We start from the raw sequence: 26,216 nt of genomic DNA, 5'->3' as shown, positions 1-26,216 counted from the left end.
CTGTTGCCCTGCATCCTGACGGTATTGACAGCAGTGTCAACAGTCAGTTGCTTTTCGCGACCTATACGCCGTCAGGCGGCGCTGGTCTTGCGGCGGAACATTCCGCGCCTGGCCTTGCCGCCGCTGCCCGACTGCATCACCCGCTTGCGGAACAGGCTGGCGCCCAGCCTGACCATCACGGCCACGGCCAGCCCTTGCCACGCCAGCGCGATAACATGCTGCATCACGCCTTCCTGCAAGGCGGCGCGGGCAAGCATGGCAAAGGGCGAACTGAAGGGGAAGATCGCTGCGCCCCACTCGAACGCGCTGCCCTGCTGGCCGACCGCAAAACTGGCGGCAAAGAACACCACCAGCTGCATCATGGTGGCGGGCATCGACAGCGTCTGAACCTCGCGCACGGTCTTGGCCTGCGAACCGATGGTGAGGAAGATCGAGCCGAGCAGCAGATAGGCCATGGCGAAATAGGCGATGCCGAGCGCGATGAACACCGGCCAGCCGACCGCAGGGGCCGGAAGGCTCTGCATGTTGAAGCCGCCGAACATAAAGATCGCCCCGACCGCGAGGCCCCAGACCGTGATGCCGACAAAGGACACCGCCAGCATGGCGAACAGCTTGCCGAAGAACACCGCGTCCATCGGGATCGAAGCGGCGAGGATCTCGATGATCTTGTTGCCCTTCTCCTCGACCAGGTTGGACAGCACCATGCCGGCCAGCAACATGGTCAGCAGGAACAGCAGCATCTGCCCGGCCTGCGCGGTGACCATCCGGCCCGAACGTTCGTTGGCGCCGCTGGTGGTCACGGTCCAAGTGGTGATATCCGGGAAGGTGCTGGGCGCATTGCCGAGCGCGGTTGCGGCCAGCAGGGCGGCCTTGCCGCGCATCCGCTCGAGCTGGTTCTCGGGGCCGGTCAGCACCGGTTGCTGCAGCGAACCCGAGAGGACCGCGGCGATATTGCCGCGCTTCTCGGCCAGGATCGCCTTGGGATCGGTCGTCGGAGGATCGTCCAGCGCGACCAGCGGCGGCAGGCTGCCACCCAGCTGCGCACCCAGCGCCTCATGCGCGGCGACGATCGCATCACGCTCTGCCGGAGCGAGCAGCACCGCCAGCTCGGGATTGGCGACCTCGCTCTTGACCTGGCTGCCGATGCCCCCGGCCAGGCCGCCGACGAGAACCGGGAACAGCGGGCCGAGCAGGAAGAACAGGAAAGCGCGGCTGAGCAGGATGGCAAAGAAATCGCGCCGGGCAACCACCAGTGCGGCGGACATGAGCGACAGGCGCGAGGTGGGCGTTGCAGTCATCGCGCATCCTCCTTTTCCAGCTCCAGCGCCCTCGCGGCGGCTTCTCCGGCGATATGGACGAAGGCGTCGTGCAGGCCCGCCCGCTCGATCGAAAGCGAGAGGATGCCCGCCTCGCCTTCGATCAGCGCCTTGAGCAGCGGCTCGATCCCGGTATCCGGCAACGAGAAGTTCCAGAAATCGCCGACTTGCCGCGCGTCTGCGGGCAGCGCGCTGCGCCAACGACCTTCGCGGGCCTTGGTCTCCAGCCGGACCTGCGCCGGGATCCGGTCGCGCGCCGCCTCGACACTGCCGGCATAGGGCACCTTGCCCCCGGCAATGATCGCGACATCGTCGCACAGCCGCTCGGCATGGTGGATGACATGGGTCGAGAAGATCACCGTGGTGCCCTCGTCGGCGAGGCTGCGGATCAGCTGTTCGAGCTTGCCCTGGTTGATCGCGTCGAGCCCGCTGAAGGGTTCGTCCAGCACCACCAGCCTCGGCTTGTGCACCAGCGTGCCGAGCAGCTGGACGGTCTGCGCCATGCCTTTCGAAAGCTGGCGGATCTGCTTGTCGATGGCATGGCCAAGGCCATGGCCCTCGAGCAGTTCCTTGCCCCGTTCGCGCGCTTCGGAACGCTTCATCCCGCGCAGCGCGCCGAGGAAGCCGATCGCTTCATAGGCCTTCATCGACGGGTAGAGCCCGCGCTCTTCCGGCAGGTAGCCGATCAGGCGGCCGATCTCGTGCGGCCGGTCATGCCCGAACACCCGGCGCACGCCCTCGTCGGGATCGATGATGCCAAGCAGCATGCGCAGCGTGGTGGTCTTGCCCGCGCCATTGGGGCCGAGGATGCCGTAGATCGCGCCTTCCGGGACGGAGATATCGACCCCGTCGACCGCCAGCTGCCCGTCGAACCGCTTGACCAGGCCCCGTGCCTCGATTGCCAGGGGGCGCGATGCGACCGATGTCGTTGCATCCATATCCTTATCGACCCCGTGGTTGCCCGCGAACCGGGCTTGGCCTAGCGCAATGTCCATGCCGGCGCGTTAACCGCCGCCAGTGAACGGGAGCGACCATAAGCGTGGTTAACGCCGCTGCAAGTCCTGACCTGAAGGCACGCCTGGTGGCCGAAGCCCGGCGGCTGGGCTTTGCGGCTATCGGCTTTGCCGCGGCGCAGGACGATCCGGTCCGGTCGGCGCGGCTGCGCGAATGGCTCGATGCCGGCTATCACGGTACGATGGGCTGGATGGAAGACCGCGCCGAAGTGCGGCAGGGCCCGCAATCGATGTGGCCCGAAGCCCGTAGCGTGATCGCGTTGGGGATGAGCTACGCGCCAGAAGTCGATCCGCTGGATGATCGGGAGGCGAAAATCTCGGTCTACGCCCAGGGCCGCGATTATCACGACGTGGTCAAGAAGGCATTGAAGGCGCTGGCCCGCTGGCTGGTGGCGGAGGTGCCGGGGACCGAGCTCAAGGTCTTCGTCGATACCGCCCCGGTGATGGAGAAGCCGCTGGGGCAAATGGCCGGTCTGGGCTGGCAGGGCAAGCACACCAATCTCGTCAGCCGCGAGCATGGCAGCTGGCTGTTCCTCGGTTGCATCTATTGTACGCTCGAATTCGCGCCGGATTCGCCGCATGATGATCGCTGCGGTTCGTGCAATGCGTGCCAGGTCGCCTGCCCGACGGAGGCTTTCCCGGCACCCTACAAGCTCGATGCGCGGCGATGTATTTCCTATCTCACCATCGAGCACGCAGGCCCGATTCCGCACGAATTCCGCGAGGCGATGGGGAGCCGCATCTACGGCTGCGACGATTGTCTTGCCGTCTGTCCGTGGAACAAGTTCGCCGACACTGCGGCGCGGCACATGGCTTTCGCCGCGCGTCCCGAACTGGTCGCTCCCCGACTGGCGGATCTCCTCGCGCTCGACGACGCGGGCTTCCGCGCGCTTTTCTCCGGCTCACCGATCAAGCGGATCGGACGCAACCGCTTCGTCCGCAACTGCCTGATTGCGGCCGGGAATAGCGCGGATACCGGCCTGTCGGAGCAAGTGGGCGGGCTGCGCGGCGATCCCGATCCGGTCGTGGCCGAGGCCGCCGCCTGGGCCTTCGCTCGCCTCAGCGTTTCCTGAACGCCTCCGTGTGCTCGCCCGGCAGCGGGGCATGACCCATCGGCTCGGGTGCCCAGCCACTGAAGCTCGACGGCTCGCGCATCTGGTGAAGCGAGCCTTCGCTCGGATGCTCGGATCGCTCGAAAAACCCGACCGCGTTCAGATGGGGATCATCGATGACATCGTTGATATCGGTCGCCGGCATGCACGGCACATTGTGCGGGCGCAGCACGTCCAACCATTCCGCGGTGGTCTTCGTCAGGGTCAGCTGCGCCATCCGCTGGTAAAGTTCGGCCGTCGCCCCGGCGATGCCGCGGTTGTCCTTGAACCGCTCCTCGCTCGCCAGCTCCGGATCGCCCAGCAGTGCCACGACGCGGGGAAACTGCGGCAAGGTATAGGGCACGATACTGATCCAGCCGTCCTTCGTCGGGAAGGGCTGGCGATCGGGATCGACCTGACGCGCGTAGCCTGCGTCGGCGTTAGGCGGATCGAAGGTCTTTCCGTCAAGATGCTCTTTCAGCATGAAGCTGGCGAAGCTTTCCAGCATCGGCACTTCGACAAATTGCCCCTCGCCGGTGCGCAGGCGGTGGGTGATCGCGGCCATGGTGGCATAGGCGGCGTGGAGCCCCGCCACCTTGTCGGCGATCAGCGAGGGCAGGTAGCGATAGCGCGGGTCGCCATCGACGCGCGGCAGCAGCGAAGCGGTGCCGGTCGCTGCCTGGATCACGTCGTCATAGGCCTGCAAGCCGCCATAAGGCCCGCCCGAGCCGAAGCCGACGCAATGGACGTAGACGATGCCGGGGTTGAGTGCCTTCACCGCCTCGTAGCCGAACCCGAGCCTTTCGACTGGCCCGGCACGAACGTTGTGAATGAAGACATCGGCATCGGCGAGCAGGTCACGCATCACCGCCTTGTCGGCTTCGTCCTTGAGATCGAGCGTGACCGACTTCTTGCCCCGGTTGAGCGCGATGAAGCCGGGACCCATGCCCGCAGTGCGGGCCGGCTTGGCACCATAGCGATAGGCATCGCCGGTCGGGCCTTCGATCTTGACCACCTCGGCCCCGAGATCGGCGAGGATCTGCGTCGCATAGGGACCGAACACGACGCTGGTCATGTCCACGACCTTGAGCCCTTCGTACATGGGCCTGCCGTCCCCCGCAGCGATCATGGTGTCAGAGCAGCTCCTTGAGCTGGACTTCGGCATTGGCCAATGCTTCTGGATCGATACGTGCATGCGCCTCGACCAGCTTGCGGCCCTGCACGTAGTCCTTGGTCCGGTTGACGCAGTCGAGTGCGATGACCTTGCCACCCCTGAGATAGACCACCGAGAAACTACGCTCTGCCGGATCGCCGCGCAGCACGGTCCGGTCGTAATCAACCGAGATGCCGACGGTCTGGAGCTTCAGGTCATACTGGTTCGACCAGAACCACGGCGTCGCCACATAGGGCTTCGGCTGACCCAGGATATCGAGCACGGCGGTGGTCGCCATGTCGTTGGCGTTCTGGACCGATTCCAGCCGGATCACCGCGCCATCGGCAAAGCCATTGGCATGCGCCGCGCAATCGCCGACGGCATAGACATCCTCCAGCGAAGTGCGGCAGAATTCGTCGACATCGACACCGTTCGATCCGGCGGCACCGGCACCGATCAGCGGCCCGATCGAGGGGATGATGCCGATACCCACAATCACCATGTCGGCGGGCAGCACTTCGAGATCCTCCAAGCGGACGCCGGTGACATGTCCGTCCATTCCCTCGATCGCCTCGACCTTCGCGGAGAGGCGGAACGAGACCCCTTCGGCGCGATGCGCGTCCTGGTAAAAAGTGGAAAGATCTTCCCCTGCCACCCGTGACAGAACCCGGTCGAGCGCCTCGACAACGGTCACTTCGCAGCCGAACTTGCGCAGCACGGCCGCGGCTTCAAGCCCGATATAGCCCCCGCCGATCACCACCACCTGCTTCGCACCGCCGTCGAGTTCGGCCTTGAGTCGCTCGATGTCGGGCCGGTCGCGAATGGTGTGGACGCCGCCGAGATCGCCGCCTTCGCATGACAGCCGTCGCGCATCGCCGCCGGCGGCCCAGATCAGCTTGCCATAGGTCATCGAGCTTCCGTCGGCGAAGGTCAGGCTGTGGCCCTGGGGGTCAACCTTCACCACGCTCCGCCCGCGCTGCAACGCGATCCCCTTGTCCGCCCAGAAGGCTTCGGGGCGGATCATGATCCGCTCGAAGCTCTTCTCGCCGGCGAGATATTCCTTCGACAGCGGCGGCCGTTCGTAGGGCGTATCGAGCTCGCGCGTAACCAGCGCGATGGTCCCTTCGAAGCCTTTCTGGCGCAGCGCAATGGCGGCTTGTGCACCGCCATGCCCGGCCCCGACAATGCAGATATCGGCGTGATCCATGCCCCGCCGCATGGGGCGGGGCATGGCCTGTCGTCAAGCGTGCATCGTCGGCGTGCCTAGCGCGAAAGGATTGTCCGGGCCTGGCTGGCAATCTGCGCCAGCATGGCAGGGGCAACCGGGGTGTGGACCTGCGCGCGGGTGATCATGGCCTTGAACTGCCGGATCGCGGGGGCGTTGTCCTCGAGCCAGTCGGTGACCGTCGCGCAGGGATTCTCCTTCATTCCCTTGCGACGTGTCATCCGATGCAGGAATTCGAGCCGCATCTGCTGGAAGTCGCGCGCAAGGCCCGCCACCAGCAAGCGCTCCCACACATCCGAGGGGTTCATGAGGGCGGCGGTCCCCTGCGCCCAGGCGAGACCAAGTTCCTGTCCCAGCGTGGTGAAGGCATTGGTCAGGTTGCGCGGATCGATCCCGGCGTCGCTTGCCAGCTTGGCGAGCCCGACCGAGCCATCGACATCGAAGAGATGCGCGATGCGGGCGGCGAGCTTGTCGGGTGCACCGGCCTCGGCGAATTCCTGGCGGAGCCTGCCGGACAGGGCGCGGGTTTCGGCACCCATCAACTGGTCGGTGTCGGTGAGTAGTTTCTCGACATTCTTGCCGAGCTCCTCGACCAGCTTGCTTGGCGCGGTCAGGCCGGGGCTGGCGCGCAGCACGTCGGCCATCTGGATCCGCATCGCCACGGCCGCGCGGTTGAACATCATCACGCGGGTGAGCTCGGGCATCTTGGCCTTGTCGAGCTCGTCCCAGATCGGGCGGACATCGAACAGCCTTTCGGCCGCGACGAAGGCGGTGGCGATATCGGCGAGGCCGACGCTTTCCTCTTCCGCCAGTTCGTAAGGGTGGACGATGCCCATGCGGTTGACGATGCGGTTGGCGAGGTCGGTGGCGACGATCTCCCGCCGTAACCGGTGGCCGTCGATCTGCGCCCTGTAGGCCTTGCGCATCGGGGCCGGGAAATACTCGACCAGATTGCGTTCGAGCGCCGGGTCGTCGGGCAGGTCGCTATTCTCGATCGCATCCTGCAGCGCCAGCTTGGCATAGGACAGGAGCACAGCCAGTTCGGGCCGGGTGAGTCCCTGACCGTCAGATGCCCGGCGATTGAGGGTCTGGTTGTCCGCCAGCCCCTCGGTCCGCCGGTCTAGGTAGCCGAGCTCTTCGAGCCGTTCCGACACCCGGAGCAGCGACGCTGTCGCGTCGGCCCCGCCATGCTCGGCGATGGACAGTGCCAGCGCCTGCAACCGGTTGTCTTCGAGCACGATTTCGGCAACCTCGTCCGTCATCTCGGCCAACAGGGCGACGCGCTTCTTCTCCGTCAGCTTGCCGTCGCGTTTGGCTGCAGCGAGGGCGATCTTGATGTTGACCTCGTTGTCGGAACAATCGACTCCGGCCGAATTGTCGATGAAGTCGGTGTTGATGCGCCCACCGCCCAGCGCGAACTCGATCCGTGCTGCCTGGGTGACGCCGAGGTTCGCGCCTTCACCGACCACCTTGACCCGCAATTCCTTGGCATCGACCCGCAAGGCGTCGTTCGACGGGTCGCCAACCTGCACGTTGTTCTCGCTGGCGGCCTTCACATAGGTACCGATACCGCCGAACCACAGCAGGTCGGCCGGGGCCTTGAGGATGGCGCTGATGAGCGTGTCGGGATCGACTTCGGCGGATTCGATTCCCAAGGCCTTCTGCGCCGGCTTCGACAGCTTGATGGTCTTGACGCTGCGCGGGAATACCCCGCCGCCCTTGCTGATCAGGCTCTTGTCGTAATCGTCCCAGCTGGAGCGTGGCAGCTCGAACATGCGTGCGCGCTCCTTCCAGCTCGCAGCCGGATCGGGGTCGGGATCGATGAAGATGTGGCGGTGATCGAAGGCGGCGACCAGCTTGATCGCTTTCGACAGCAGCATGCCGTTGCCGAAGACGTCACCCGACATGTCGCCACAGCCGACTACTTCCACAGGCTCCGTCTGCACATCGGTCCCCATCTCGAGGAAATGCCGCTGGACGCTGACCCAGGCGCCCTTGGCGGTGATGCCCATCGCCTTGTGGTCATAGCCGTTGGAGCCACCGCTGGCGAAAGCGTCATCGAGCCAGAAATCCCTGCTCTGGGCGATGCCGTTGGCCACGTCGGAGAACTTGGCAGTCCCCTTGTCGGCAGCGACGACGAAATAAGGGTCCTCGCCGTCATGGATCACCACGCACTCGGGATGGATGACCTTGCCTTCTACGATGTTGTCGGTGACCGACAGGAGCGTGCGGATGAAGACTTCGTAGCTCGCCTGACCTTCGGCCGCCCAGCCGTCCCGGTCGCGGGCGGGATCGGGCAATTGCTTGGGATAGAAGCCGCCCTTGGCGCCGGAAGGCACGATCACCGCATTCTTGACCTTCTGCGCCTTCATCAGGCCGAGGATTTCGGTGCGGAAGTCGTCGCGTCGGTCGGACCAGCGCAGGCCGCCACGCGCGACCGGGCCGGACCGCAGATGGATGCCCTCGACCCGGCGCGAATAGACCCAGATCTCGCGCCACGGCACCGGCTTCGGCAGGTTCGGGACCAACGCGGAAGCGATCTTGAAGGCGAGCGCCTCGCGCCCGGCCGGCGCGAAGGCATTGGTGCGCAGGATCGCGTCGATGACACTGCGATAGAGCCGCAGCAAGCGGTCGTCGTTGATCGCTGCCACTTTGGCGAGGCCTGCCTTGATTGCCGCCACTGCCGCAGCTTCGGCCTCGCTGCGGTTGCCGTCGAAGGCCGGATCGTGGCGGGCAGTGAAAAGCTTCACCAGCGCGCGGGTCACTTCCGGCGCGCGGGCCAGGGCATCGACCACGGTGTAGATGGTGAAGCCCATGCCTGTCTGGCGCAGGTAGCGATAGAAGGCGCGCAGCCACTCGGCCTCGCGCGCGCTCAGCGCAGTCGAAACCACCAGCCGGTTGAAGCAATCGTCTTCGGCAATGCCGTTGAGCACTCCGGCGATGGCCTGCTCGATCGCCTCGGCGCGTTCGAGAATGGTTTCCCCGTCCGCGCCGTCCGACAGGCTCAAGGTGAAGTCATGCACGGTGCCGAGCGAGCCGCCTTCCAGCGGGGCCGGCATTTCCGAAAGCACGCGGAAGCCGAAATTCTCCAGCGCCGGGACTGCATCCGACAATGGCAGTGCACCCTCGTCCTGGTACACCTTCATCCGTAGCTGGTCTTCGGCATCGCCGCTCAGGCGATAGAGCCGTGCATCGCGCCGGTGCCCCGATCCATCGTCTTCGGCAGCATGGCTGAGGAGGCGGCGAAGGCGATCGATGTCGGTCGCCGCTTCCAGCGCGCCATAGGCGGTGCGGTACCCGAGCGGGAAGGCCTCGGCATAGCGCGTGGCCAGCGCCGCGGCCCGACCGGGCTCGTGATTCCTGGCCAGTTCGGTTTCGACCGCTTCGGTCCAGCCACGCAGCATTTCCTGCAGCCGGTCCTCGAGCGCGTCCTCGTCATAGGAGTCGCGCACCTCGCGAATATCGAACGCGAAACGCCATAGCGCCAGGTTGCCGCCTTCGACGTCGAGACTCCAGTCGATCAGCTCCGACCCTGTGCCCTCTTCCAACATCGAGGTGACACGGTGTCGCAGGTCGGTCGAGATCAGGTCGCGCGGCAACCAGACGAAAGCGAACAGGTGGCGGGCCAGCGGGGCCTCGACCAGCGCCAGGCGTGGACGCGGCCGATCGACCAGGCTCATCATGGTGGTCGCGAGACGGCTGATGTTGGCCTGCGAGAAACTGATGGTCAGATCGTGCGGCAGCTCGGTCAAGGCATGGACCAGTGCCTTGCCGGCATGGCCGACGGGATTGAGGTCGTATTGTTCCATCAGCGCGTCGAGCTGGCTGCGAAGCCGCGGTACCGAGGCGGGCTTGGTGGCGAGCGCTGCACTGGTCCAGACACCGGCATGGACCGAAAGGGCCATGACCTTCCTTCCCTCCATCCGAGGCACGATGAACAGATCGAGCGGCACCCGGCGATGGACATTCGACATGCGGTTGGCCTTGACGATCAGCGGTAGCTGGCGAGCCGCCTTGCCCTTCCGCTCGAACCACTCGAAGGCGCGCTCGAAGGAAGCATCGGCCAGGATTTGCTTGGCGCTCTTGCGACAGATGCCGAGCACTTCCTCGGTCGAACCGTCACGATGGCGGGTCAGGTGGCCCAGCTGGGTCAGCATCCCGTCATTGAGCCAACGCAGCAGTTCAGCGCCTTCAGCGTCCTGCGCTTCGATGGCCTCTGCATCGGCCAGCATGACCTTCTGCACCTTCGGCCAATCCGCCACTGCCGCATGAACATCGGCGAGGGTGACCTTGAGCGCCTGCTCGATCTCGCGCCGCAGGCGGGCATCGACCCGCTCGGTCTCGAGATAGATCAGCGATTCGGCGGGAACCGGAGCGCCCTTGCCGGGAAACCCGGTGAGGGTGTTGCCGTCGTCGCGCGCGACCCGTAGCACCGGGTGCAGCAGGCGGTCGATCGACAGACCGTGCGCAGCGATGGTCGCGGCGACCGAATCGACCAGGAACGGCATGTCGTCATTGACGAGGGCGATACGCAGGATGCGCCGCTCCCCCAGAGCCGATTTCAGGGAAACGGCCGATTCGCCGGGCTTGCGCTGCGCGGCGGTGGCAAGGATGAACCTGGCCGCCTCGTCGATCTCCTCCCTGGTCAGGGGATCGTCGCCGGGCAGGAGCGAGTCCTTCAGCTTGGCGGCCAGTTGCTTGACGAGTTTGGGGTCCGCTTCCGTGGCGGAAATTTCGTCGGTCGTGCTCATCCTGCGAGCGCTCCTCTGCTGGGCTTGTCCCGCGCCGCGGCTATTATATGATTGCCGTCTAACGCAGTATTGTTTCGCCGATAGGCCTTTGTCCCGGGGGTCGCAAGCGCATGCTTGCACCCGTTGTTAGCATTCCGCCCCGATGGTTTGCAGCGCTTCCATGGTCAGTTCCAGCGAGCGGCAACGTGCGGCGGGGTCATAGGTCGATCCGGCGACGATGATCTCGTCGGCCCTCGTGCGTTCGGTGAAGGCGGTAATGCGGTTACGCACTGTCTCGGGCGAGCCGACCGCGGCGGCCTGTTCGAGATGGGCCAGCATGGCTTGCGCCTGGGCAGGCAGGCCGGCGCAATAGTTCCTGATGGGTGGCGGCAGCTTGCCCGGCTTGCCGCTGCGCAGGCGGACGAAGGCCTGCGCCTGGCTGGAGGCAAGGAACTGCGCCTCATCGTCGGTCGGCGCGCAGATGACCTGCATCGCTGCCATCACACGCGGCCGGTCGAGCGTTGCGGAGGGCTGGAAATCGCGCCGGTAGATGGCCAGTGCATCGTCCAGATGGTCCGGTGCGAAATGCGATGCGAAGGCGTAGGGCAGGCCCAGCCGGGCCGCCAGTTGCGCGCCGAACAGGCTGGAGCCGAGCATCCACAGCTCGACATTTGAACCATGTCCGGGCGTGGCCCTGATCGGCAGGTCCTGATCGCCGGTCAGCAGGGCGCGAAGTTCAATCACATCCTGCGGGAAGTATTCCGATGCGGCGTGGAGGTTCTTGCGCAGCGCCCTTTGCAGTTCCGGCCCTGCACCCGGTGCCCGGCCCAACCCCAGATCAATGCGTCCCGGATAGAGCGCGTCGAGCGTGCCGAACTGCTCGGCGATCTGGAACGGCGTGTGGTTGGGCAGCATGATCCCGCCAGACCCGATGCGGATGGTCCTGGTGACGCTGCCGATGTGAGCGATGGCGACCGACGTCGCGCCCCCGGCGATCCCCTCCATGGCGTGATGTTCGGCGATCCAGAAGCGATGGTAGCCGGCGGCTTCGGCAGTGCGGGCGAGTTGTGCGCTGGCGGCGAAAGCCTCGCTGACGGTGCCGCCTTCGCGGACCGGGATAAGGTCGAGCACCGATAGTCGGGTCACAGCAATTCCTCCACGATGGCAAGCAGCCGGGCGATATCCTGCTCGCGCGACAGGCGATGGTCGCCGTCCTTGACCAGCGTCACCACGACATCCTTCGATTGCAGCGCGTCGGCAAGGCGCATGGAAATGTCCCACGGCACATCCGCATCGTTCTGGCCATGCAACAGCCGAACGGGGCACATGATGGGGATGTTCCCGCCCAGCAGCAGGTTGGCCTGGCCATCGGCCCAGAAGCCCGGGTGCATGGGGGTCGGTTCCGGTCCGTATGGATTGTCGTCTAGCACCGTTTCACCGGCCGCCAGCCTGCACTTGTCAGCGTCGCTGCGGCCCCATTCGGTGAAATCGGGGGCCGAAGCGACACCGATCAAGCCGGCCAATTGCTGACCGAGCGTCATGCCGACCATCAGGTTCAGCCACCCACCCATCGACGAGCCGACAAGTATCACCGGTCCATCCACCTTGGTTCGGATCAGCTCGCGTACCTCGCCGCGCCATTTCGACAAAGTGCCTTCGGCGAATGTGCCATCGCTGCGGCCACACCCTGAATAGTCGAGCAACAGGCAGGCTTGCCCCCGCGCCCTGGCCCATTCGAACAGCGCGGTCGCCTTGCCGCCGTCCATGTCGGACATGTAGCCGGGCAGGAACACAAGTGTCGGGCTGGCCCCGGCAGCATGACGATAGGCGATTTGGTGGCCTGCGGGCATGGCGTAATACTGGACATCGCTCATGGCCCGATGACATGCCCGTTTGGTGCAGAAGGGTAAAGCCGGTGCTGTCACAAGGGCTTCATCCAGCTAAGGGATGGAGCGAGAGAAGAGGAGAGCCCGATGATCCCGACCGAACCGCCTGCCGCCGCCCCGCTCCTCCCGCTGGACCGGCGCAGCCTGCTGAGGGGCGGTCTGCTGGGCACCGGTCTGTTCGCGATGCCGCTGTCCGCGCAATCGGGCGAACGCGGCTTCACCCATGGCGTCGCCAGCGGCGAGCCCACCGCCAGCTCCGTTCTGCTATGGAGCCGTTACCAGGCGGAGCAGCCGACCATGGTCCGGTGGGAGGTCAAGGACAGCGCGGGCCGTGTGGTTGCCGGCGGCGAGGTCGAGGCGACGCCCGAGCGCGACTGGTGCATCAAGCCGGTTGCCACCGGGCTCGAGCCGGGCAGCTGGCACAGCTACCGCTTCATCGACAGCGCGGGCAATGTCTCGCCCGAGGGTCGCACCCGCACCCTGCCCGAGGGTCCGACAGACCGGTTCCGCATGGCAGTGTTTTCCTGCTCCAACATCGGTTTCGGCTGGTTCAACGCCTATCGCCATGCCGCAGAAGCGGACGAGTTCGATCTGGTGGTGCACACCGGGGACTATCTCTACGAATATCAGCCCGGGAATTATCCTTCGACCGAGCAGACCGTCGCCGGGCGGGTCCTCAACCCCGCTAGCGAAATCGTCACGCTGGCCGATTACCGCGCCCGCCACGCGATCTATCGCCGCGACCCGGACCTGCAGCGGCTGACCCAGCTCTATCCCATGATCATGGTGTGGGACGATCACGAAACCGCCAATGACAGCTATGCCGAAGGGGCGCAGAACCACCAGCCGGACAGCGAGGGCGACTGGTCAATGCGCAAGCGGGTGGCGCTGCAGGCCTATCGCGAATGGCTGCCGGTCAGCGATGCCGATTGGGCCAGCTACGAAATCGGCGATCTGGCGACCATCTTCCGGCTCGAAACGCGCCTGACCGCCCGGGCCAAGCCGTTCAGCGTGGCCGGGATCCTCGCTGGCAAGAGCGACCCCGAGACAGTGATGCAGGCGCTGACTGCGTTCCGCCAGGGCGACTATCTCGATCCGTCGCGCAGCATGCTGGGGACGGTGCAGGAAGCATGGCTGGCGGAAGGGCTCAAGGCTTCGCGCGTTGCCGGAAAACAGTGGCAGGTGCTCGCCCAGCAGGTGCTGATGGGCAGTTCGCGCGCACCGTCGATCATCGAGGCCGCGATCAGCGACAGGCTGCCCGACTTCGTGCGGCAGCGGTTGGCAGCGGCCATGATGGCGAGCAAGGCCGGACTACCATCGAACATGGACGCGTGGGATGGCTATCCGGTCGCGCGGGAAAGGCTGTTCCAGGCCTCTTTGGAGGCAGACGCCAACCTTGTCGTGCTGACAGGCGACACGCACAATGCCTGGGCGTTCGAACTCGACCATGGCGGTGCCAGGGTCGGGGTCGAGTTCGGCGGGCAAAGCGTTTCTTCGCCCGGTCTCGAAACCTATCTCGGCGGCATTCCTGCCGACCGGTTGGCCAAGGGCATGGTGGACGAAAACCCCCAGCTCAAATGGATGGACAGCGCACGGCGGGGCTACATGGCGGTGGAACTGACGCCGGCCAGGGCCACCAGCGAATACCGCTTCATGGATACCGTCCGGCAACGCTCGCCCCGGTTGTTCGGGACCAAGCGTGTTTCCACCGCTGCCGGAAGCCGCACGCTCGATATCTAGCAGGAACTCTCGCTTCCTTTTGCCGTTGGTAGGGCAACAAAGGAGACAACCATGATTGGCAAGATGATCGGCGCCATTATCGGCGGTAATATCGCGGAAAAAACCCGCGGCGTGAATGGCACCACTGGCGCACTAGTGGGCGCAGCCGTTCCCGCCATGATCGCCCGCTTGAGCATTCCCACCATGCTGGCGATGGGCGTGGGCGGTTATTTCCTCAAGAAGCACTTGGACAAAAAGGCCGCTGAAGACGGCACGACTCCCGCGACCCCGAGCCAGTCGGGCGCCAATCCTACCCCTGCAACTGCCTGACCCCCTGGGCAAGTTGCACGGCTTGAGGGCTCCGCCATCGGCGGGGCCCCCTTTTCGCATGCGTCTTGCCAAGCTGCACCGCCCGGCCTATTTCGCCGTCATGGCCAACCAGTTCGCCACCACTACCACCACCACCCCCGGGGTTCGGGGGCGGTTGGTCGTGGGCTGAACACGACCTGCTGCCGCCCGGGATCGGGCGGCATGCGGCGAAGCCTCCCGGTTAATTCCCTCCCCACCCTCGTCGCCCCTTTCGGCGCGCGCCCGCATGTGCAAAAGGCGCGGCCAAGTGTGACGGAACGAAACCAATGACGGAATTGCTCAAGATCAGCCTGCCCGACGGCTCGGTGCGTGAGGTGGAACCGGGTTCGACGCCCGCCGATATCGCTGCCGCGATCGGCCCGGGCCTCGCCAAGGCCGCCATCGCTGCGCGCGTTGACGGTGAACTACGCGATATCAACCGGCCTTTCGATGGCGATGCCGAGCTGGAACTGGTGACCGCGAGGGACGAGGCCGACGCGCTCGATCTCGCCCGCCACGACTTCGCGCATGTGCTGGCCGAGGCGGTGCAGGCACTGTGGCCGGGCACGCAGATCACCTTCGGCCCGGCGACCGACGACGGCTTCTATTATGACGTCAAGGCCCCCGAAGGCCGCGACCCCTTCAGCATGGACGATCTGCCCGCCATCGAGGAAAAGATGCGCGAGATCATCCGCGCCGACAAGCCGCTGAGGCGCGAGGTTTGGAGCCGCCAGCAGCTGATCGAAAAGTGGACCGCTGAAGGCGAGACGTTCAAGGCCGAATGGGCGAAGGAACTGCCCGAGAACGAGGAACTGACGGTCTATTGGTCGGGTGACGACTGGCTCGACATGTGCCGCGGGCCGCATCTTGCCAGCACCGGCAAGCTCGATCCGCAGGCCTTCAAGCTGATGCGTGTCGCCGGGGCCTATTGGCGCGGCGACCAGCGCAATGCGCAGCTGACGCGCATCTACGGGACTGGCTGGCTCAACAAGAAGCAGCTCGACGCGCATCTCCACAAGCTCGAGGAAGCCGCCAAGCGCGATCACCGCAGGCTGGGCCGCGAGATGAACCTGTTCCACCTGCAGGAAGAGGCGCATGGCAGCGTCTTCTGGCATCCGCAGGGCTACACCATCTACCGCATGCTGGAGGACTACATCCGCCGCGCGGTGCAGGGAGCCGACTGCCGCGAGGTCAAGACCCCGCAGGTGATGGACGCCCGCCAGTGGGAGAAGAGCGGACACTGGGGCAAGTACCGCGAGAACATGTTCGTGATCCCGGACGAGGTGCCCAACACCGAGGACGAGGGCCCGATCGTTTCCGATAACGCACAGTGGATGGCGCTGAAGCCGATGAACTGCCCGGCGCACGTGCTGATCTTCAAGCAGGGCATCAAGTCCTATCGTGATCTGCCGCTCCGGCTGGTGGAGAACGGGTGCTGCCACCGCAACGAACCGCACGGGGCGCTGCACGGACTGATGCGCGTGCGCCAGTTCACGCAGGACGACGGGCACATCTTCTGCCGCGAGGACCAGATCGTCGACGAAGTGCGCAGCTTCTGCAAGCTGGCAGACAAGGTCTACAAGGACTTCGGCTTTACCTATGCGGTGAAGCTGGCGCTACGGCCCGAGCATCGTTTCGGATCGGACGAGGACTGGGACAAGGCCGAGAACGAGCTGCGTCAGGCGGTGATCGACGCCGGGCTCGCGACCGAGGAATACGGCTGGGAAGAACTGCCGGGCGAAGGTGCGTTCTATGCCCCCAAGCTCGAATGGCACCTGACCGACGCCATCGGCCGCACATGGCAGGTCGGCACGATCCAGTCCGACCGTGTGCTGCCCGAACGGCTCGATGCAAGCTACATCGGTGAAGATGGGGAGCGTCACCGCCCGGTGATGCTTCACCGCGCGATCTTCGGCAGCTACGAACGCTTCATCGGCATTCTGATCGAGCATTTTGCCGGCCGCTTGCCGGTCTGGCTCGCCCCGACCCAGGCCGTGGTGGCGACAATTGTCTCCGAAGCCGACGATTACGCCAAGGAAGCCGTGGCGAAGCTGGAAGCTTCCGGCATCCGCGTCGAAAGCGACCTGCGCAACGAGAAGATCAACTACAAGGTCCGCGAGCACAGCCTCGCCAAGGTCCCCCACTTGCTGGTGGTAGGCAAGCGCGAGGCCGAGGAAGGCACTGTCGCCGTCCGCACGCTGGGCGCCGAGCACCAGAAGGTGATGCCCCTCGATGAAGCGATCGCCATGATCCGGTCCGAGGCGACCCCGCCCGATTTGCGTTGATCGCGACATAGCGGGGTGGATATCGCGGGCTTCAGCCTGATCCAGCTCGGGGTGGCGATCATCGCCACGCTCATCGCCTCCTTCGTGCGCGGTGTGACCGGTTTCGGCATGGCGATCGTGCTGGTGCCGGTGCTGGCATTGGCGCTGATGCCGCTCGAATCGGTGCTGCTGGTCAATTTCCTGGGCCTGTTCATCGGTTTGACCGAGATCCGCCAGTTCCTGGCCCATGCGGAGCGGTCGGCGTGGATCATCTCCGGGCTGGTGCTGCTGGCGACCGGCCCGGGGCTGATGGCGCTCGCTGCAACGCCGCCCGATATCGCGCGGCTGCTGATTGCCATGGTGGCGCTGTTAGCCTTCGGTGCCATCATGCTGCCAACCCGCGCCGCTGATGCGCCGGGGGCGGTGGCGACGGGCGCTGTGGGCATCAGCGCCGGCTTGCTCACCGGTTTCGCCGGGATGCCGGGACCGCCGGTGGTGCCCTACTACGTCGGGCGGCATATCCCGCGGCAGGTTGCCAAGGCCTCGATGTTGCTGATCTTCACAGTGGCTTGCGTCGCAGGGCTTGGTTCGGGTGCCGCTCTGGGCGTGCTCGGGTGGCAATTGCTGGTGCTTTCGCTGCTGCTGTTCCCGCTGGTTCTTCTGGGCAACTGGGCCGGCACACACACATCGGGACGCGTGTCGGACAAGGCCTGGCGCGGGTTCACCGGGCTGGTGCTGGGTGCCACTGCCCTCGTGGCCATCATCAAGCTGTTCTAGGGAAGAATTTGGCCGGCAAGGATCGGCCCCGCCTTGCCCTGCCGCACGATCACGGCATAGCGATTGGCCCCGGCGATGATTTTCTCCGCCGCATCGACCATGAAGCTGGCCTCGCCGCCAGATAGGGTGCCGAGCGCCCGCTCGCCTTTCCAGATATTGGTGTAGCTGAGGCTGCGGCCGCCGTTCTCGCCCCGGCTCACCGACACGGTCTCGTCGCTATCGAGACCTACAAGCAAGACCTGCGCACGCCCGATGCCGGTTCCATCGATCATTATCTCCGTGACGCCATCCGGCTTGGTCCGGAGACGAACAGCCGGGGCTGCCAGCTTGCCCGCCTCGGCGATCTGCTGGCGCAAGGCGCGCTCTTGCGAGCCGACCAGCCCGCCGCGGCCGGCGATCACGGCTTGTGGCGTATAGACCCCGTTGCGCCCGGCAAGACCGCTGCGGGCATAGGCCTGCTGCAGCGCGGTATTGGTGGGGGAAGCCAGCGTATCGGCCCAGCCGAGCCGGTCCCCATAGGTCACGGGTCGCTGGATCACCAACACGCCGGGCTCGCGTGCCAGCTTGGCGGCCAGGCGGTCCGACGGCGGGCACGAGGAGCAGCCCTGACTGGTGAAGAACTCGACCACTACCGGGCGCTTCCCGTCGAGCGGGGCGGCAGCAGCCGGTTTCGCACGCTGCAGCGCCATGTCCGCAGTGTCGTTCATGGCCACGGTCGCCGCGGTGAACAGGGCGGCCCCAGTGGCAAGGGCTATCCAAATCAGCTTTTGCATCGGTGCGATCCTGTCGATCCTGTCGACAGGGTGTTCGCCTTGGCGCTCTCCCTGGTTACGGGCGCGCGGTGAGTGCGATCAAAAGGGCTGCCAGGTGGCGGCGAGCATCAGCACCAGCGCGCAGCCGCTCACAATCACACCGCGCAATTCTTCGGCGGCAGTGTTGGCGATGGCAATGGCGCGGGCTTTGGTCATCGGGCGAGAATGCGCCCCGCCCCCTAAGATACCCTTAACGCGCGGGGAGCGTCGGCATCTGCTGGCTGGCGCAATGGAAGCCGCCGCCACCGGCAAGGACCGCTTCGCCCGGCAGGCCGATCGTATCGCGGCCGGGGAAGAGGGCGGCGATTGCAGCGACGCCCTCGCCGTCATGCGGCGAGCCGAAGGTCGGCACGACGACGAGGTTCGAAGTGATCGCAAAGTTGACATAGCTGGCGGGTTCGACCCGCCCGTCCCGTTCGATCAGGCCAGGCGAAGGGATTTCCTCCACCGCGACTCCGAAGGCCTCGGCCCGGGCCTTGGCTTCGGCATAGATCGCGGCATTCGGGTCGTTCTGGCCGGTTGCGCGAGGCACGACCAGGCGATTGGGCGCGACAAATCGCGCCAGATTGTCGACATGCCCATCGGTGTGATCGTTGATCAGTCCGTCGCCGAGCCACAAGACGCGCCCGTAGCCAAGATCACGCGCGAGCCGCATTTCGATATCTTCACACGACAGCTGCGGATTGCGATTGGGGTTGAGCAGGCACTGCTCGGTTGTCACGACCAGCCCGGTCCCGTCGCCATCGACCGCGCCGCCTTCGAGGATCCAGTCGCTTTCGACCACCTTCACACCGGCATCGCGGGCGATTTCCGCCCCGATAGTCTGGTCGCCGGGCATTTCGTACTTCTCGCCCCAGCCGTTGAAGCGGCAGCGCAGTGCGGTTCCGTCAGCGCGCACCAGTGGCCCCGTGTCGCGCAACCAGATGTCGCCATAAACCCGGCGCTCCAGCGTAACCTTGCTCGAAACAAGCGACCTCGCGCGGGCTTCATTGGCCTCGTCGCGGACCAGAAGGCGGACCTCCTGCCCGCTCTCCGCAACCGCGCTGGCGAAGGCCGCGATCTGCTCCTGCGCGGCTTCGAGAAAGCCCGGCCATTCGTCGGCCAAGTGCGGGAAGCCGATCCACAGCCAGTCCTGTTTCGCCCACTCGGGCGGCATGAGGATCGACATGTCTCGGCTTCCCCTGACTTTGGTCAGCAACCGGCTTCGTCGGCAGCGCAGCTTTCGTCGCGCGTCGCCTTGAACTCGTCGCCTTCGACCCAGTTCGGCCAGCTGCTGCTGTCGGCCAGCATGCGACCGATGCGGTAGAACAGCTGCAAATCGGCCATCACGCCCGACCAGTCCCAGTCCTCGGAATATTCGTCCTTGGGTCCGTGATAGCGGTTGGCGCGATATTCCTCGGCCAGCGCTTCACCAGCGGCGCGGCCACCTTCCTTGAGGTCCTCGCCACCATCGACATAGAGCATCGGCACGCCGCGCTTGGCAAAGGCGAAGTGGTCCGAACGGTAGTAATAGCCTGCCTCGGGCGAGGGATCCGGAGTGATGGTGCGCCCGTCGGCGGCGAGTGCGGTTTCGAGGAACTCTTCCAGTCGCGACTTCCCCTGGCCGACCACGGTCACATCGTTCGACGGACCCGCGATCAGGAAGGCGTCCATGTTGATTCCGCCGACCGTCTGGCTGAGGGGGAAGACCGGGTTGGCGGCATAATAGTCTGCGCCGAGGAGCCCCTGCTCCTCGGCGGTGACCGCCAGGAAGACCAGACTGCGATTTGCCGCGCCGGCCTTGACGTGCGCTTCAGCCAGCGCGACGAGCGCTGCAGTGCCGGTCGCGTTGTCGACCGCGCCGTTGCAGATGTCATCGCCATCGGGTGCTGGAGTGCAGCGGCCGAGGTGGTCCCAGTGGGCCGTGTGGATGACATATTCGTCTGGCCGCTCGGTGCCCGGGAGGATGCCGATCACGTTCTGCGAATTATAGGTACGGATATCGTTGCGGAAACTCGTCGAAGCGGTCAGCCCGAGGGGCACTGCCTTGAAGCCCTTCTCCTTCGCAGCAGCCGAGAGCTTGGCAAAGTCCTGTCCGGCAGCCTCGAGAATTTGCTCGCCGACGGTTTTCTGCACCCAACCATTCATGTCGGTCAGCGGCGGCGGGTTATCGCCACGCTGGGCATAGGCTTGCGGACCGGTCCAGGACGATTCGACCACGTTCCAGCCATAAGAGGCGGGATCGGTGTCATGGATGATCAACGCCCCGGCGGCACCCTGCCGCGCCGCTTCCTCGTATTTGTAAGTCCAGCGGCCGTAATAGGTCATGGCCTTGCCGCCAAACGGACCTTCTAGCCCTTCGGTGCCGAAGTCGGGATCGTTGACGAGAATGACCGCGATCTTGCCCTTCATGTCCACGCCGGCGTAGTCGTTCCAGCCTTTCTCAGGCGCGTTGATGCCGTAACCGACGAACACCAGCTCAGCGTCTTTGACCGAGGTCTGCACCTGTTCCTTGTAGGAAACGCCAACCCAGTCCTTGGAAGGAGCGAAGCTCAAGTCGACGCCTTCACCCGTCACGGTCAGCGGAGCAAAGTCCTTGCCGGTGATCTCGACCAGCGGGACGTCCTGCACCCAGCTGTCGCCATTGCCGGGCTTGAGGCCGGCGGCTTCGAACTTTTCTATGAGATAGGCGACGGTCTTCTCTTCGCCTGGCGTACCCGGCATGCGGCCCTCGAATTCGTCGCTCGAGAGCGTCTGGGTGACTTCCTTCATCGTCGCTTCGGAGAGGTCGCCGTCGGCAACTTCCGGAATATCGAGCGTGTCGTCGCCGCCCGTACCGGGCACGGCATCGCAGGCCGCAAGCGAGAGCGCTGCCGTGGCAGCCAGGATCAAGCGTTTCATCAATGGGCATCCCTGTGTTGTGTTCTTGTGCTGCTTGGCTTCTCGCAAAGCCATCACGCCGGCGCAAGGGCGCTTGCGCTCATGCCACAGCCGAGGCAGGGCAAGGCCATGGCAGGTGACTGGCAATCGGCACTGGAGCGGGCGCGGGCACATGCCCCCTTTCTTGCGCGCGGTTTGGAACGCCAGCCCGATCTGGCCGAATTGCTGGCGGCAGGAATGGGGGATGAAGCCCTCGCCTGGGCCGCGACGCAAGGAGAAGGCGAAGACACGGGTCCCGCGTTAAGGCGCCAACGGCTCGCCTATGCAGTGGCGCTGGCAGTTGGCGACCTGGCAGGTGCGTTCCCGGTTGGTCGGGTCATGCGCGAGCTTTCGGGGCTGGCCGACCGTTCGCTCGACCGGGCGATTTCGGCGGCCATTGCTCGCCAGGTCGAGGATGCGTCCAGCGTCGGCTACATCGCGCTCGCGCTCGGCAAGCATGGCGCGGGCGAGCTCAACTACAGTTCGGATATCGATCCGATCCTGATCTATGATCCGGAACGGTTGGCACGGCGCGAGCGCGACGAACCGGGCGAGGCGGCGCAGCGCTATGCCCGCGAGATCGTGGCGCTGCTCTCCGAAGTCACCGAGCTGGGCTATGTTTTCCGTGTCGACTTGCGATTGCGTCCGGCTTCGGAGGTCAGCCCGCTGGCGATCTCGCGCAATGCCGCGCTGAGCCATTATGAAAGCTCTGCACTGGCGTGGGAGCGGGCCGCCTTTATCCGCGCGCGGGCCTGTTCGGGCGATATCGCTGCGGGCGAGGCCTTCCTCGATGACATCAAGCCGTTCGTCTGGCGCCGCAGCCTCGATTTCAATGCGATCGAGGAAATCGGCCGCCTGACCAGCCGCATCCGCGACGCTTACAAGGGGCCGCAACGGCCCGGACCCGGCTTCGACCTCAAGAAAGGGCGGGGCGGCATCCGCGAGATCGAGTTCTTCGCCCAAACGCACCAATTGATCCATGGCGGGCGCAACCCGGCCTTGCGGCATCGCGGCACCCGCGCGGCACTCGATGCACTTGCCAACGCCGGGATCATTGCGGGTGACGACGCGGTGCTGCTCGGCGAATCCTATGACCGGCTACGGGTCCTCGAACATCGGCTGCAGATGGTGAATGATCGCCAGACCCATGCTTTGCCCTCGGGCGAGGCGCTCGACAATGTCGCGCGGCTGGAAGGATTGGCTGATGGCCCGGCCCTGGTGGCGGAACTTGAGATGTTGACCGAGGCGGTAGGCCAAAGGTTCGACCGCCTGCTGGAAACCACCACCAGTCCCGACCGGGCTCGGCCTGTCGCGGAGGTGACCGCAGAACTGGCCGCGATTGGCGAGGAAGACGCTGCCCGCCTGGCGACGCGGATCGAAGGCTGGCTCGACGGGCGTTACCGCACGTTGCGCTCTGCCAGCGCCCGCGATGCCTTCCGCGCGATCCTGCCGTCCATGGTCGCGGCCATCGGCAAGGCGCCCGAACCCGATCGGGCCTTGGTGCGGTTCGAGCGGTTGCTGGAAAACCTGCCCAGCGCGATCAACCTGTTCCGTTTGCTCGACGCACGTCCCGGCCTGCTCGACCAGTTGTTGCGCGTGCTCGCCTTTGCTCCGCCGCTGGCGGAAGCACTGACGCGTCATGCTGCCCTGCTCGACACCCTGATAGACAAGAGCGCGCTCGACCTGCCCGGCGATGTCGCGACGCTTGTTGCGGCCATGGGGCGGACCGACCCGGCGATGCCCTACGAGAAACTGCTCGACCGGATCCGTATCGTCACCGGCGAGCAGCGTTTTGCCCTGGGCGTGCAATTGATCGAGGCCCAGCACGATCCGCTCGATATTGCCGAAGGCCTGTCGCGGCTCGCCGAGGCGGCGTTGCAGGTGGCTGTCAAGGAAACCGCCGCGGAGTTCGAACAGGTTCACGGCCGGATCGCCGGTAGCGATCTGCAGGTTCTGGGGCTCGGCCGGTTCGGCGGCAGCGCGCTGACCCACGCCTCCGATCTCGACCTGATATTCCTCTTTTCCGGCGCGCCCGAGGGCGAATCCGACGGCCAGCGCCCGATCGGTCCGACGCTCTATTTCAATCGCCTGGCCCAGCGGGTCAGCGCGGCGCTCAGCGTGCCGACGGCCGAAGGTGCGCTGTACGAGATCGATACGCGATTGAGGCCGCAGGGGGCGCAAGGGCCGCTGGCTGTCAGCGTCGAAGCCTTTGCCAAGTACCAGCACGAAGCGGCCTGGACCTGGGAGCATATGGCCCTGACCCGCGCCCGTGTCGTGGCTGGACCGCCCGGTGGGTCTCGGGCGCTTGAGGGTGTTTTGCGCGACGTCCTGACCATGCCGCGCGATACCGCGAAGCTGCGTCAAGACGTTCTGACGATGCGCGGCGAGATGGCAGCGCACAAGCCAGCCCAGGGGCCGCTTGATGCCAAGCTGCTGCGCGGCGGGCTGGTCGATCTGGAGTTCCTGATCCACTATCTGCAATTGCGCGACCATGTGGCTATGACTCCGCGGCTGGGCGAGGCATGCGGCGAACTGGTGCGGGCGGGACTGCTGTCGGACGAAACGGTCGGGGCACATGACTTTCTCACTCGCATGATCGTCGGCGTGCGCCTGCTAGCGCCGGACCTCGAGATGCCTGATGGCGCCGCCGCAGAAGTCCTTGCCGGGGCGTGCCGATGCGCTAGCCCAAAGTCGCTCTTGCGTTCGCTGGGCCAGGCGCGGCAGTGCGTCGCTACCGCCTGGCAGACCGTCTTTGACCAACCACTGGAGATCGAATGATGAGCAGTTTCCCGCACATAGGCGACCCCATGCCCGATATCGCCATGGAAACGCCCGCAGGCGGGACGGTCAAGCCGTCGGACTACGCCGGGCAGAAACTGGTGGTTTTCTTCTACCCCAAGGACGACACACCGGGCTGCACCACTGAAGCCACCGGATTCTCTGCGGCAAAGGCCGAGTTCGACAAGGCCGGATGTGCGCTGCTGGGGGTAAGCAAGGATCCGCCGAAGAAGCACGAGAAGTTCATCGCCAAGCATGGCCTGACCGTGGCTCTCGCAACCGACGCCGAGGAAGGCGGGCTTTCGGACGCGCTCGGCATCTGGACCGAGAAGAGCATGTACGGGAAAACCTACATGGGCATGGTTCGTACCACCTATCTCGTCGGTCCCGACGGCAGAATCGCCAAGGTATGGGACAAGGTGAAGGTCAAGGGCCACGTCGAGGAAGTCCTGGCCGCTGCGCGGGCACATTGAGCGGCACACTGCCTTCGCTTGCCAGCGCGATCCGCGCTGCCCTGCTGACCGCCGAGCCGAGGGCCAAGGTCTTTGCGGCGCGCGATGTGGCGCGGCAGTGGCGGCTGGGGCGGCTCGATTGGCGTTTCGATGTCGCCGTACCCGACCGCCCCTCCTGGCCAGCCCAACCCGAGCTCTTGCCTCCGAGCCGCATGCCCAAGCGCGGGAAAGGCGGATCGGAGCGCGGCCGCGTCGCGCAATGGCATGCGCTGGCACATATCGAATTCGTCGCGATCGATCTGGCGCTCGACATCGTCGGTCGATTTGGCGCTGAGATGCGGCGCGACTTTACCGACGACTTCCTGTCTGTGGCGGCAGATGAAGCGATGCATTTCGCGTTGCTCGATCGAAAGCTACGTTCGCATGGCAGCCATTATGGTGCGCTGCCGGCCCATGCCGGTCTGTGGCAAGCTGCCGAAGAGACAAGGCATGATGTGATGGCGCGGCTTGCCATAGTGCCGATGGTGCTCGAAGCGCGCGGGCTGGACGTAACCCCCGCCGCGCGCGATCGGATCGCCGCGCAGGGCGATCTGCAGGGCGCGCGAATTCTTCAGAGAATCCTTGACGACGAAATTCGCCACGTCGGCTTTGGCACCAAGCACTTTGTAAGGGTTGCGCAAGCCCTTGGGGAATCGCCGCAGAATCGCTGGCGAAGCCTCGTCGAATCGCACTTCAGGGGGTCGGTTAAGCCGCCGTTCAACGACTCAGCGCGTCTTCAAGCCGGACTATCGCGAGACTTCTACGACGGTCTTGCTTCCTAAACTTTTGTCCCGTTAACCCGCATACACACAAAGCGGGGATTGGTTCCCACGCACAAAAACGGGTCAAGGCGGCACGGGTCGTCGCCAGATTAAGGACGGGTTGTGATCTTTACCAAAACCGCTTTTCGGGGTGCGCTGGCGTTCATCGCCGCTGTTTCCACCCTCGCAGCCGTTCCGGCCCATGCCAATACCACGACTACCACCAGCGCCGCTGTCGAAGTCAAGAAAGCTGTCGAAGAAGCCGACTCGCCGCTCGGCAAGGGTGACGAGCAGTTCCAGGAACTTTTCGCCAAGTGGGAAAAGCTCGACCGCGACACCGGTTCGAAGCCGCAGCCGGTGACCATCTCGATCCCGTCGCGCATGCCGCTCGACGATGCCAAGCTGACCAGCAGCTTCGGCATGCGCACCCATCCGGTGCTTGGCGGCCGCCGTGCGCACAAGGGTATCGATCTTGCCGCACCGACCGGCACGCCGGTCTACGCCACTGCCGATGGCCTCGTCGAAATGGCACAGTGGTATTCGAGCTACGGCAACTACATCCAGCTCGGCCATGGCAACGACATGGAAACCCGCTACGCCCACCTTTCGCGCATCGTCGCGGTGCAGGGCAGCTGGGTGAAGAAGGGCGACCTGATCGGTTATGTCGGTTCGACCGGCCGTTCGACCGGACCGCACCTCCACTATGAAATCCGCATCGCCGGCGTTGCCGTCAACCCGATCCCCTATATGGTCGAAAGCGCTACGCAGGTGGCCTTCGAGCAGTCGGGCGATGGCGACGAAGGCGCTGCCATGGGCGGCGATTAAGCACGGAGCATCCCGCAAGGGACACAGGCACTTTGGAGAGGGTGTCTTGAAGGGGCGGCAGGGACAACCTGTCGCCCTTTTCATTGCAGTCGCGGCCTTGCTGCCGATTCCCCTTGCCCGAAACAGGTT

Annotated in this window: 19 protein-coding genes; 9 read left to right on the top strand and 10 right to left on the bottom strand. The window is 65.3% G+C overall.

Annotated elements, in window-relative coordinates; all coding sequences use genetic code 11:
* Positions 1-71: 71 nt before the first annotated feature.
* Both LY632_RS02065 and LY632_RS02060 read right to left on the bottom strand, forming a co-directional pair.
* Positions 72-1,298 carry an ABC transporter permease gene (locus LY632_RS02065; protein ID WP_234092156.1) on the bottom strand — a complete coding sequence of 409 codons (1,227 nt, stop codon included), beginning with the start codon at positions 1,296-1,298 and terminating at the stop codon, positions 72-74.
* On the bottom strand, positions 1,295-2,254 hold the full coding sequence (locus tag LY632_RS02060) for an ABC transporter ATP-binding protein (protein ID WP_234093292.1): 960 nt from the start codon (positions 2,252-2,254) through the stop codon (positions 1,295-1,297). Before LY632_RS02060 ends, LY632_RS02065 begins: the two co-directional genes overlap by 4 nt.
* Positions 2,255-2,397: 143 nt before the next feature.
* Between LY632_RS02060 and queG the strand changes: the two genes are divergently transcribed.
* Entirely contained in the window at positions 2,398-3,402 is a 1,005-nt protein-coding gene (queG, locus tag LY632_RS02055; protein ID WP_234092155.1) for a tRNA epoxyqueuosine(34) reductase QueG, read from the top strand.
* Here queG and LY632_RS02050 read toward each other — a convergent pair.
* The 5 genes from LY632_RS02050 to LY632_RS02030 form a co-directional block, all read right to left on the bottom strand.
* Positions 3,389-4,549, bottom strand: coding sequence for a CaiB/BaiF CoA-transferase family protein (locus LY632_RS02050; protein WP_234092154.1), 1,161 nt, complete (start codon positions 4,547-4,549; stop codon positions 3,389-3,391). The genes queG and LY632_RS02050 overlap by 14 nt on opposite strands.
* Positions 4,550-4,553: 4 nt before the next feature.
* Complete coding sequence (locus LY632_RS02045; protein ID WP_234092153.1) at positions 4,554-5,780, bottom strand: NAD(P)/FAD-dependent oxidoreductase; 1,227 nt, start codon at positions 5,778-5,780, stop codon at positions 4,554-4,556.
* 56 nt (positions 5,781-5,836) lie between these two features.
* The gene (locus LY632_RS02040; protein WP_234092152.1) at positions 5,837-10,549 is read right to left on the bottom strand and encodes an NAD-glutamate dehydrogenase domain-containing protein; all 4,713 of its coding nucleotides are present in this window, start codon (positions 10,547-10,549) and stop codon (positions 5,837-5,839) included.
* 126 nt (positions 10,550-10,675) lie between these two features.
* A complete protein-coding gene (locus LY632_RS02035; protein ID WP_234092151.1) occupies positions 10,676-11,674 on the bottom strand; it encodes an LLM class flavin-dependent oxidoreductase in 999 nt (332 codons plus the stop codon).
* Positions 11,671-12,402 (bottom strand): alpha/beta hydrolase, encoded by a 732-nt coding sequence (locus LY632_RS02030; protein ID WP_234092150.1) that lies wholly within the window; start codon positions 12,400-12,402, stop codon positions 11,671-11,673. The genes LY632_RS02035 and LY632_RS02030 overlap by 4 nt, the downstream gene beginning before the upstream one ends.
* 99 nt (positions 12,403-12,501) lie before the next feature.
* Here LY632_RS02030 and LY632_RS02025 point away from each other — a divergent pair, with 99 nt between their 5' ends.
* The 4 genes from LY632_RS02025 to LY632_RS02010 all read left to right on the top strand — a co-directional run bounded on the left by LY632_RS02025 (position 12,502) and on the right by LY632_RS02010 (position 17,522).
* Positions 12,502-14,154 (top strand): alkaline phosphatase, encoded by a 1,653-nt coding sequence (locus LY632_RS02025; RefSeq protein WP_234092149.1) that lies wholly within the window; start codon positions 12,502-12,504, stop codon positions 14,152-14,154.
* A 51-nt stretch (positions 14,155-14,205) separates the two neighbouring features.
* Complete coding sequence (locus LY632_RS02020; RefSeq protein WP_234092148.1) at positions 14,206-14,463, top strand: hypothetical protein; 258 nt, start codon at positions 14,206-14,208, stop codon at positions 14,461-14,463.
* Positions 14,464-14,768: 305 nt separating this feature from the next.
* Positions 14,769-16,766: a threonine--tRNA ligase gene (gene thrS, locus LY632_RS02015; RefSeq protein ID WP_234092147.1), complete on the top strand. Its 1,998-nt coding sequence runs from the start codon at positions 14,769-14,771 to the stop codon at positions 16,764-16,766.
* A 15-nt stretch (positions 16,767-16,781) separates the two neighbouring features.
* Positions 16,782-17,522, top strand: a complete 741-nt coding sequence (locus LY632_RS02010) for a sulfite exporter TauE/SafE family protein (RefSeq protein WP_234092146.1) — start codon at positions 16,782-16,784, stop codon at positions 17,520-17,522.
* Here LY632_RS02010 and LY632_RS02005 read toward each other — a convergent pair.
* The 3 genes from LY632_RS02005 to LY632_RS01995 all read right to left on the bottom strand — a co-directional run bounded on the left by LY632_RS02005 (position 17,519) and on the right by LY632_RS01995 (position 21,214).
* Positions 17,519-18,295, bottom strand: coding sequence for a thioredoxin family protein (locus LY632_RS02005; RefSeq protein ID WP_234092145.1), 777 nt, complete (start codon positions 18,293-18,295; stop codon positions 17,519-17,521). The two genes, LY632_RS02010 and LY632_RS02005, sit on opposite strands and share 4 nt — an antisense overlap.
* Positions 18,296-18,524: 229 nt before the next feature.
* Positions 18,525-19,502, bottom strand: coding sequence for an agmatine deiminase family protein (locus tag LY632_RS02000; RefSeq protein WP_234092144.1), 978 nt, complete (start codon positions 19,500-19,502; stop codon positions 18,525-18,527).
* A gap of 23 nt (positions 19,503-19,525) precedes the next feature.
* Positions 19,526-21,214 carry a M28 family metallopeptidase gene (locus LY632_RS01995; RefSeq protein ID WP_234092143.1) on the bottom strand — a complete coding sequence of 563 codons (1,689 nt, stop codon included), beginning with the start codon at positions 21,212-21,214 and terminating at the stop codon, positions 19,526-19,528.
* Positions 21,215-21,322: 108 nt separating this feature from the next.
* On the opposite strand from LY632_RS01995, the gene glnE reads away from it, so the two are divergent.
* The 4 genes from glnE (at position 21,323) to LY632_RS01975 (ending at position 26,087) form a co-directional block, all read left to right on the top strand.
* Positions 21,323-24,010: a bifunctional [glutamate--ammonia ligase]-adenylyl-L-tyrosine phosphorylase/[glutamate--ammonia-ligase] adenylyltransferase gene (gene glnE / locus LY632_RS01990; protein WP_234092142.1), complete on the top strand. Its 2,688-nt coding sequence runs from the start codon at positions 21,323-21,325 to the stop codon at positions 24,008-24,010.
* The gene (locus tag LY632_RS01985) at positions 24,010-24,483 is read left to right on the top strand and encodes a peroxiredoxin (RefSeq protein ID WP_234093291.1); all 474 of its coding nucleotides are present in this window, start codon (positions 24,010-24,012) and stop codon (positions 24,481-24,483) included. The genes glnE and LY632_RS01985 overlap by 1 nt, the downstream gene beginning before the upstream one ends.
* 8 nt (positions 24,484-24,491) lie before the next feature.
* The gene (locus LY632_RS01980; RefSeq protein WP_234093290.1) at positions 24,492-25,283 is read left to right on the top strand and encodes a ferritin-like domain-containing protein; all 792 of its coding nucleotides are present in this window, start codon (positions 24,492-24,494) and stop codon (positions 25,281-25,283) included.
* A gap of 102 nt (positions 25,284-25,385) precedes the next feature.
* Positions 25,386-26,087 (top strand): M23 family metallopeptidase, encoded by a 702-nt coding sequence (locus tag LY632_RS01975; RefSeq protein ID WP_370636549.1) that lies wholly within the window; start codon positions 25,386-25,388, stop codon positions 26,085-26,087.
* Positions 26,088-26,216 lie beyond the last annotated feature (129 nt).

Source organism: Erythrobacter sp. SDW2, assembly GCF_021431965.1.
Classification (GTDB): domain Bacteria; phylum Pseudomonadota; class Alphaproteobacteria; order Sphingomonadales; family Sphingomonadaceae; genus Parerythrobacter.
This window is presented reverse-complemented; position numbering and strand designations above follow the sequence as displayed.